9 protein-coding genes and 1 pseudogene are annotated in these 7,099 nt (G+C 70.2%); 1 reads left to right on the forward strand and 9 read right to left on the reverse strand.

All coding sequences use genetic code 11. The features are described from left to right. A pseudogene (locus tag EBN88_RS27300) lies at positions 1 to 937 on the forward strand (hypothetical protein); the annotation flags it as partial. 54 nt (positions 938 to 991) lie between these two features. Here the strand turns inward: EBN88_RS27300 and EBN88_RS27305 are convergent. The 9 genes from EBN88_RS27305 to EBN88_RS27345 all read right to left on the reverse strand — a co-directional run. Continuing rightward, on the reverse strand, positions 992 to 1,729 hold the full coding sequence (locus tag EBN88_RS27305; RefSeq protein ID WP_122399718.1) for an OmpA family protein: 738 nt from the start codon (positions 1,727 to 1,729) through the stop codon (positions 992 to 994). Positions 1,730 to 1,779: 50 nt separating this feature from the next. Then, the gene (locus EBN88_RS27310; RefSeq protein WP_122399719.1) at positions 1,780 to 2,391 is read right to left on the reverse strand and encodes a hypothetical protein; all 612 of its coding nucleotides are present in this window, start codon (positions 2,389 to 2,391) and stop codon (positions 1,780 to 1,782) included. 36 nt (positions 2,392 to 2,427) lie between these two features. After that, entirely contained in the window at positions 2,428 to 2,967 is a 540-nt protein-coding gene (locus EBN88_RS27315) for a hypothetical protein (RefSeq protein ID WP_122399720.1), read from the reverse strand. 47 nt (positions 2,968 to 3,014) lie between these two features. Beyond that, positions 3,015 to 3,215 (reverse strand): hypothetical protein, encoded by a 201-nt coding sequence (locus EBN88_RS27320; protein WP_122399721.1) that lies wholly within the window; start codon positions 3,213 to 3,215, stop codon positions 3,015 to 3,017. A gap of 445 nt (positions 3,216 to 3,660) precedes the next feature. Further along, positions 3,661 to 4,008 carry a hypothetical protein gene (locus EBN88_RS27325; protein ID WP_199742504.1) on the reverse strand — a complete coding sequence of 116 codons (348 nt, stop codon included), beginning with the start codon at positions 4,006 to 4,008 and terminating at the stop codon, positions 3,661 to 3,663. Between the two features lie 74 nt (positions 4,009 to 4,082). Continuing rightward, on the reverse strand, positions 4,083 to 4,724 hold the full coding sequence (locus EBN88_RS27330) for a hypothetical protein (protein ID WP_122399722.1): 642 nt from the start codon (positions 4,722 to 4,724) through the stop codon (positions 4,083 to 4,085). Positions 4,725 to 4,853: 129 nt separating this feature from the next. Beyond that, a complete protein-coding gene (locus EBN88_RS27335) occupies positions 4,854 to 5,156 on the reverse strand; it encodes a WXG100 family type VII secretion target (protein ID WP_122399723.1) in 303 nt (100 codons plus the stop codon). 146 nt (positions 5,157 to 5,302) lie between these two features. Further along, positions 5,303 to 6,190 carry a DUF5936 domain-containing protein gene (locus tag EBN88_RS27340; RefSeq protein WP_267902610.1) on the reverse strand — a complete coding sequence of 296 codons (888 nt, stop codon included), beginning with the start codon at positions 6,188 to 6,190 and terminating at the stop codon, positions 5,303 to 5,305. Between the two features lie 75 nt (positions 6,191 to 6,265). After that, on the reverse strand, positions 6,266 to 7,099 hold an 834-nt coding region (locus tag EBN88_RS27345), incomplete at its 5' end, for a type II secretion system F family protein (RefSeq protein WP_122399724.1).

Here is a 7,099-nt window from a genome sequence, read left to right on the forward strand (position 1 = left end):
CGCGGGGCCGGCGCCCGCCACGCCCCCGGCGGGGCAGCCGTCGACTCCCCCGCCGCCGGCCACGCCGCCCGGCACGCCTCCGCTGGTGACCAACGCGCTGGGCTCGGACGGGGCGCCGCCGACGAGCGCGCAGCAGCAGGCGATGGCGCGCACGCGGCGCACGATCGTCCTGTTGACCGCGACGGCCGTAGTCGCCGCCCTGGTCGGCGCGGGCCTGGCCATCAGGTTCGCGGGCACGGAGGCCGCCTCCACCAACCCCGAGGCCAGCCCGAGCGACGACGAGAACGCGGCGGACGACGCGACCAGAAGCGAGGACAACGCCGGGAGCGACTCCGGCGATGCCTCACAGGACCCCCCACCGGGCGAGAGCCCGGGGCAGGACGACGAGGACGACGACTCGGGCACGGGCGGGGAGACGGACCCGGACTCGGAGTACACGTTGGTGGAGTCGGATGTCGACATCGACATCGTGGCACCCATCTTTCACCGGGACGTACGCGTCAACTCAAGCGGCCGCTGCATCGGCGCCAACTATGTCGAGGTCGATCTCGACGGGATGAACGTGCAGCCCCGCGAGGGGTCTCTGGGGCTGGGGCCAGGCGAGGACGACGAGTTCCAGTACCTCTACTGCGACGAGCCTGGGCTGATCGACCAGGGCATCGAGTTCCATCCACAGAGCTTTGTCGGACTGGTCGAGGAACGGGATCTGACCGCCGAGGAGTGTTACGAGGCCGCCCACGAGCCGACCGCTCCGCACCTCATCGCCATCGACGACATCCTTGAGGATCGGACCCTCCGGGAGAACACCGGGCTCTGCGTGGAGACGCCGGAGGACAACGTGGTGCTCCTGTGGATCAACCGGGTCACCGCGGACCCGCAGAACCACGACCTCCGCACCTATCTGACCACGATGACGCTGTGGAGCCCCAACAGCTGACCCCCGAGGCGGGGGCCCGTTCCGAACCCGCCGTCGGCGCACAGCTCTTCGGAGTCACTCGCTGGTGGGCCAGGAGATCTCGACCCGACGGTTCTGCTGGCGGCCCTCCTCGGTCTCGTTGTCGTAGAGCGGATAGTCCTCGCTGTAGCCACGGACGTTGAAGTCGATGGTGTCCGGGCTGCTGAGCAACTCCAGCAGCGCCAGGTGGGTGTTGCGGGCGCGGTTCTCGGAGAGGGTGATGCCGCTCTCGTAGGAGCCGATGTCGTCCGTGAAGCCGAAGATGTTCACCGTGGAGGGCTGGTACTCCTCGATGGCCGCCGCGACCTCGGTCAGGGCCTCGCGCGACTCGTCGGTGATCTCGTCGCTGCCCCGGCCGAAGAGGACGTCGGTCTGGAGCGTGAACTTGTGGTGCCCGCTGGTGCGTTCCTCGCGCTGCTCGCCGCCGCCGTTGGGCTCCTGCCCGTCCTCCTCCTCGGGGGGCGTGGTCGGCTCCTCGGTGGGGTCGGGGTTCTCGGTCGCCTCGTCCTCGGGGGCGTCGGGCTGGGCCCCGCCCAGGTCCTCGACGATGAACTTCACGTCCAGAACGCGGGGTTCGGCGAGGGTGGCGCCGTCGGTCAGCATCAGGCCGGAGGCCTCCGGGTCGATCTCGGGGGGCGGCGGGGCCTCGTAGCCCGGCGGCTGCTCGACGGGGTCCTCGTCGTCGGCCGCCGCGAGCGGGGCGCCGAGCGCCCACGCGGCGACGGCGGTCGTGGCGACCACGGCGACCCGGCCGGGGCGGCGGTACGCGTGCATCTCTCGGCCTCTCTGGAGTCCTCTGGAAGTGAGGGGGTTGGCGTGCTCGATCAGCGGATCTCGACGGTGGCGGGCGGCATCTGCCCGATCTGGAAGTCGACTTCGGTCGTCTCCGGGTCTGGCTCGGGGAACTGGGCGAACCAGGTCACGGTGTCGCCAGCGTCCAACCGCAGGCCGAAGTTGGTGCACAGGCAACGCCCTTCGGTGTCACGGAGGATGAGGTAGCGCTTCCCCTCCTCCCGCGCGGTGAGGGTCGCGCCCGCCATGGAGAACGCGTTGCCGGCCAGCTCCCGCTCTCCCCCGGCCCAGGCGATGTCACCCCAGCTGTCTCCGCCACCGTTCCGCAGCGTGCCCTCGACCGTCAGGAATCCGCCGGTCTCACGTTCCGCGCTCGTGATGGTCAGAGTGATGTCCTCTTCGCCCGTGACCTCGGCGAGAACCTCCGGCTCCTCACCGCCGTTCTCGTTGCCCTCCTCGTCGCCGCCGGCACCGTCGTCCTCTGACGGCTCGTCTCCCGGGGCCTCGCTCTCACCGCTGGGAGTCGCGGCCGGCTCGCCGTCGTCGTCGCCACCGCCACTGCAACTTGCCACGGCGATCACCAGAGCTGCGCCCAGCGCGACAACGATCAGGATGAGACGCGACTTGCTATCACGGAGGTCCATCGGGCGCTTGTCCTTTGTCTGATTGCTCGTCGATGGTCAGTCTTCCAAATACACACGGAAAATGTCCCGGGCATCCGGCAGTTCGTCCTCGTCCCCGGGATCGAAGGACCAGTCGCGATTCTCCTCACAGCTGAGTTCGACACGGTCCTCCTCTTCTCCGATGAGAGAGCAGAGACCGCGTACCACGGCGGTCGCCTCTGCCTCCGCGTACTCGTTCTCCGTGCCGGGGAGTATGGAGTCGCCCACGGGTTCCGATGTCCGCACGCGCACCGTGTAGCTCATGTCGGACTCATCGGCCTCGCAGTTGGTCACCTGCGCGCCGTTGCGCTCGGCGAATCGCGGGGCCGCCACGGCACACGGGGCGTCTGTGCGGGTCCAGTCGCCGTCGAGGATGTCGCCGGGATCTTCGTCATCGTCGCCCAGCGCTTCGAGAAAGCCCTCGTAGAGATGGTCACGCGCCTCACGCGCTGCGGCGAGTGCGGACGCGTCCGCGGCCGACTGTCCGGAGGCTCGGGTCACCGCCGCCTGGGCGAACACGAAGAAGAGGAACGCGATGGTCAACAGACCGGTGATCATCCAGATATACAGCGGAAAGACCGCGCCACGGGAATTCCACCGGAGATCTACTCCAGAATGTCGCCCACCGCATCGGATACGGCGTTCCCGACCTCGACGTGAATGTTCAACGACACCACCGCCACCACCACCGTCGCGATCAGGAGCAGCAGGCCCGCGTACTCCACGAAGCCAGCGCCTCGGTCGCCAACGTGGGGGCGGAGTCGTGCGTTGATGGTGTGTCTGACATACGACAACAGCCTGCTCATGGCGTCCCTCTCCTCCGGCTGACGCCGGTTCAGCCGGGCCTGCGGCGGTGGCCGTGCCCCTCCGGCTACCACGGTAGCGCGGGGACGAGGGTGCGGAAGTCCGGAGCAGCGGGCAACGGCCGCCCGTGGGGCGTCCGTTGGCCGTGGGACACACTGTGCCCGACCCCCTCCCGCAGGCGAACCCGTACAGCTTTCGGCACTGACTGTGCCACATCCGGTGCCTGTCGGTCAGCAGACCTCGGCCATCGCCCGTGGTTGGCCGGCCGGGCCGGTCGGTTCCGGGACGAGGTCGACCGGTGTCACACGCGCGACGCACCGGGCAAGGAGGTCGTGCCCACCCCGGCCGGCGACCAAACCGCGCCGGCGGGTGGCGGGTTGGGCCCCCGGCGGGCCCGGCCCGCGCGTGGCGTCCGCGCGGGCCGGGGTGGTTCAGACGGCCCGCTGTTCAGACGGCCTGCTGCTCGCCGCCACCACCGCCACCGCCACCGCCCTCGCCTCCGCCGCCCTCCTGGAGGCTGCGGGCCAGCTCGTCCTCGTAGTCGCTGACGGTGGTGATCACGGTGTCCGTCATCTCGGCGAGCCCCGTGAGCTGTTCGCTGATGTCACTGCGGCCGTCCTTCCAGCCGCTGACGAAGTCGTCCAGGGCGCTGACGATCCGGTCGTCGCCGAAGGAGTCGTTGTACTGGTCGAAGGTGTCGCCCGTCCTGTTCATGTACTCCTTGACGGAGCGCAACTGCGGCGCGAACTCCTGGAGTTCGGCGAGCGGAATCGCAAGCCTGTCTTCGCTGGACATGAGGTGCCCCTCCCCTCCCTAAACCAGAAACCTGGAGAACCGGAAACCAGAAACCCACAAACCGAAGAGCTGGATCAGACGAAACGGAACGTTGAGGTGATCGCGTCGAAGACGTCGAAGAAGGAGTCGGCCAGGTCGAGCACCTGGCTGCTTCCCGAGACCAGCGCCACCGCCTGCTGGTCGCCGGGCACGGGGATGAACGTCTGCATCAGCACCGCGCGGGCGGTCCTGCTGTCGTTGGGCACCTTGATGTCCTCGATGCCCTTGGTGCGCGCCACCCGCCCCACGTCCTTGATCTCGACGACGGACACCTCGCGCCACGCGTCGCCCGGCTTCTTCGCCTCCCGGTTGCCGAGTTGGCCGACGATGGAGGCCGGGTCGGTGGGCAGGATCTCGCCGGTCGAGGTGCGCGCGCCGATCATGGAGACGGTCACGGTGGCGGTGATGGGCGGCCCGTCGCCGAAGCTCTGCGCCATGCAGCCGCAGTAGACCGAGCCGTTGTCCCAGGCGTGCTTGGCCTGCTTGCGCAGGAAGCCGGCGATCAGCCCGCGGTGCTCGCCCATCTCCGGGTTGGCCCTGACGCGTTCGTCCACCATCCGTCGGATGCTGTTGTCCCGCGTCTCCGGCCTGAGGTCGAACTCCCACCAGGAGTCGGGCACATTGATTCGGAAGCCCTCACGTTCGACGGTGACGGCATCGACCCACTTGTCGGTCATGGCGTTCGCTCCCCTCCGGCCCCCGGGCCCATCCGCTCTCCACGCGCCAGCGGCTCCGCCCCGGCGACACCACCGGCGCCCCGCGCCGGTGACCCGTGTGAACACGGGCCCCCAGCAGCCTACCCGGGGCTATTCGCGCAACCCTTCCTCCAGCTGTCGGTCGAGGTCGGCATAGCCGTCGGCCGCGCCGTCCAGGAAGTCGGCCATGCCCTGCAACGCCTCCACCGCCTCACGCGCGCCGGTGTTGAACTCGTCGTAGGACTGGTCGAACGCGACGGATGACGCGGAGGTCACATAGCCGTCCCGCACCAGGTCCTGGATGTACGTGCGGAGCGTCTGGAGCTTGGCCAGGATCTCGTCCTTGGCCTCCAACAGGTAGTCCGCCGCATCGTGCATGTCCTGGTATGTGACATCGATGTCGCCGTCAGCCATGAGTGCACCCCCTCCCTGACGAGCCTACGCGGTGACTCGTCCCGTTTCTTCTACGAGTTGGTAACAGCCGGCACACCGCCGTGCAACCGCCGCGCGGCCGGGCGCCGTTCAACGGCGGGGCGCCGCCTCGACGTCCGGGCCCCGCCTCAACGGCCGAGCACCTCGCCGAAGTCCGTGCCCGAGCCGAGGATCATGCCGGTCACAATGATGATCATGGTGGCGGGCACCATGAACACCAGGGTCGCCATCGTCGCCTTGGGGATCGCCCTGGCGGCCCGGCGGCGCGCGTTCTGGGCGTCGGTGCGCCGCATGTCGCGGGCGATCTGCACCAGGGTGTCGGCGATCGGCGCGCCCAGTTCCTCGCCCTGCTGGAGCGCGGTGACGAACTGGTTGACCGGCTCCGAGTCGTTGCGCCGGCGCAGCGCGTCGAACGCCTCGCGCCGCGAGACGCCCATGTCCATCTGGCGCAGCGTGATCTGTATCTCGTCCGCCCAGGGGCCCTGGTAACGGGCGGAGACCCGGTCCAGCGCCTGCCGGAAGCTGAGCCCCGCCGAGACGACGACGGCCAGCACGTCGAGGAAGTCGGGGAGCGTGCGGTCGATCACCTCGCGCCGCTCGCGCACGCCCTGCCAGATGGTCGCGTCGGCGGCGAACGCCCCGAAGGCCAGCGCGAAGAGCGCGAAGAGCGGGAAGCCGGCGACGACGAAGAGGGTCGCCGTGCAGAGCCCGAAGACGCCGTAGACCGCGCGCCGCGCCGCGTACCGGTCGATGGTCAACCCGCCGGGGTGGCCGGCGAGGTCGATCCGCCGCCGCTTGCGGTCCACGGCCGCGCGGCCCATCAGCCGCAGGACCAGCGGCGCGAAGCGCATCCCCAGCCGGTCCACGGCGGAGCCGCTGACCGAGACGCGGGTGGAGCCTATCTCCAGCGCCAGGGCCAGGTCGGCCGGCAGCGGGGTGCCGGAGCGGAGCATCCGGATCGCGGCGACGATCCCGAAGACGGCCACGCCCATCAGCAGGCCGAGCAGCAGTGCCACCGTGCGTTCTCCCTCTCGTCGGCCCCCACGTCAACGGCCCGCCCGCGCCACCCGCCGGCCGTCCCCGCCGTGTCCTCACACATCGACGCGCCCGAAGCGCCGCACCACCACGAAGCCCACCACATAGAGCCCCAGCGCCACCAGCATCGCGATCTGCCCGCCCGGGCTGCCGGTGACCCGCCCCAGGGCCCCGGGGGACATGCTGTTGATCAACAGCAGCGCCCCCAGGCCGAGCAGCGGGATGGTGACGGCGGTGGCGTTGATCTCGGCGAGCATGGTGCGCACCTCGCGCCGGGTCTCCTTGCGCTCCTCCAGCGTGTTGGTGAGGTTGCGCAGCGAGGAGACGATGGTGCCGCCGGCCCGGTTGGCCAGGATCAACGTGGACACCAGCACGGTGAGTTCGCGCGACGGCAGCCGTTCGCCCAGTTCGCCCAGGGCCTCCTCCAGGGAGCGGCCGACGGCCAACTGGTTGGCGACGGTGGTGAGTTCGGCGCCCGCCGGGTCCTCCATCTCCTCGGCGGCCATGGAGAGCGCGGTGCGCATCGCAAGACCGGCGGCGGTGCCGTTGGCGATCAGCCGGGCCAGCTCGGGGAGTTGGCCGATGAACCGGTCGGTGCGCTTGGCGCGCTGCCAGGTGAGGAAGACGTTGCCGCCCCAGAGCGCCACCAGGGCGAAGACCGGGCCGAAGAACGGCGCCAGCACCACGGAGGCGATCGCCCAGAGCGCGGCCATCGCCGCCAGGACGTAGGCCGCGTACTCGCCGACGCTCAGGTCGAGCCCCGTGGCCTGGAGCTTCAGCCGGAGCCGCCGCCCGAAGCCGGTGGTGCGCAGCCGGCGGTCCAGCCGGTCGAAGCGGCGCCGCCGCCCGCCGGCCGCCGGGTCGGCGCCGCCCGGCTCGGGGGCGGCGGC

This window comes from Streptomyces triticirhizae (assembly GCF_003696235.1).
Taxonomy (GTDB): Bacteria; Actinomycetota; Actinomycetes; order Streptomycetales; family Streptomycetaceae; genus Streptomyces; species Streptomyces triticirhizae.

Excerpts from the sequence above, each read along its gene's own strand:
- EBN88_RS27335 (WP_122399723.1), bottom strand. The coding sequence starts at position 5,156 with ATGGCTGACGGCGACATCGATGTCACATACCAGGACATGCACGATGCG.
- EBN88_RS27330 (WP_122399722.1), bottom strand. The coding sequence starts at position 4,724 with ATGACCGACAAGTGGGTCGATGCCGTCACCGTCGAACGTGAGGGCTTC.
- EBN88_RS27310 (WP_122399719.1), bottom strand. The coding sequence starts at position 2,391 with ATGGACCTCCGTGATAGCAAGTCGCGTCTCATCCTGATCGTTGTCGCG.
- EBN88_RS27320 (WP_122399721.1), bottom strand. The coding sequence starts at position 3,215 with ATGAGCAGGCTGTTGTCGTATGTCAGACACACCATCAACGCACGACTC.
- EBN88_RS27325 (WP_199742504.1), bottom strand. The coding sequence starts at position 4,008 with ATGTCCAGCGAAGACAGGCTTGCGATTCCGCTCGCCGAACTCCAGGAG.
- EBN88_RS27305 (WP_122399718.1), bottom strand. The coding sequence starts at position 1,729 with ATGCACGCGTACCGCCGCCCCGGCCGGGTCGCCGTGGTCGCCACGACC.
- EBN88_RS27315 (WP_122399720.1), bottom strand. The coding sequence starts at position 2,967 with ATGATCACCGGTCTGTTGACCATCGCGTTCCTCTTCTTCGTGTTCGCC.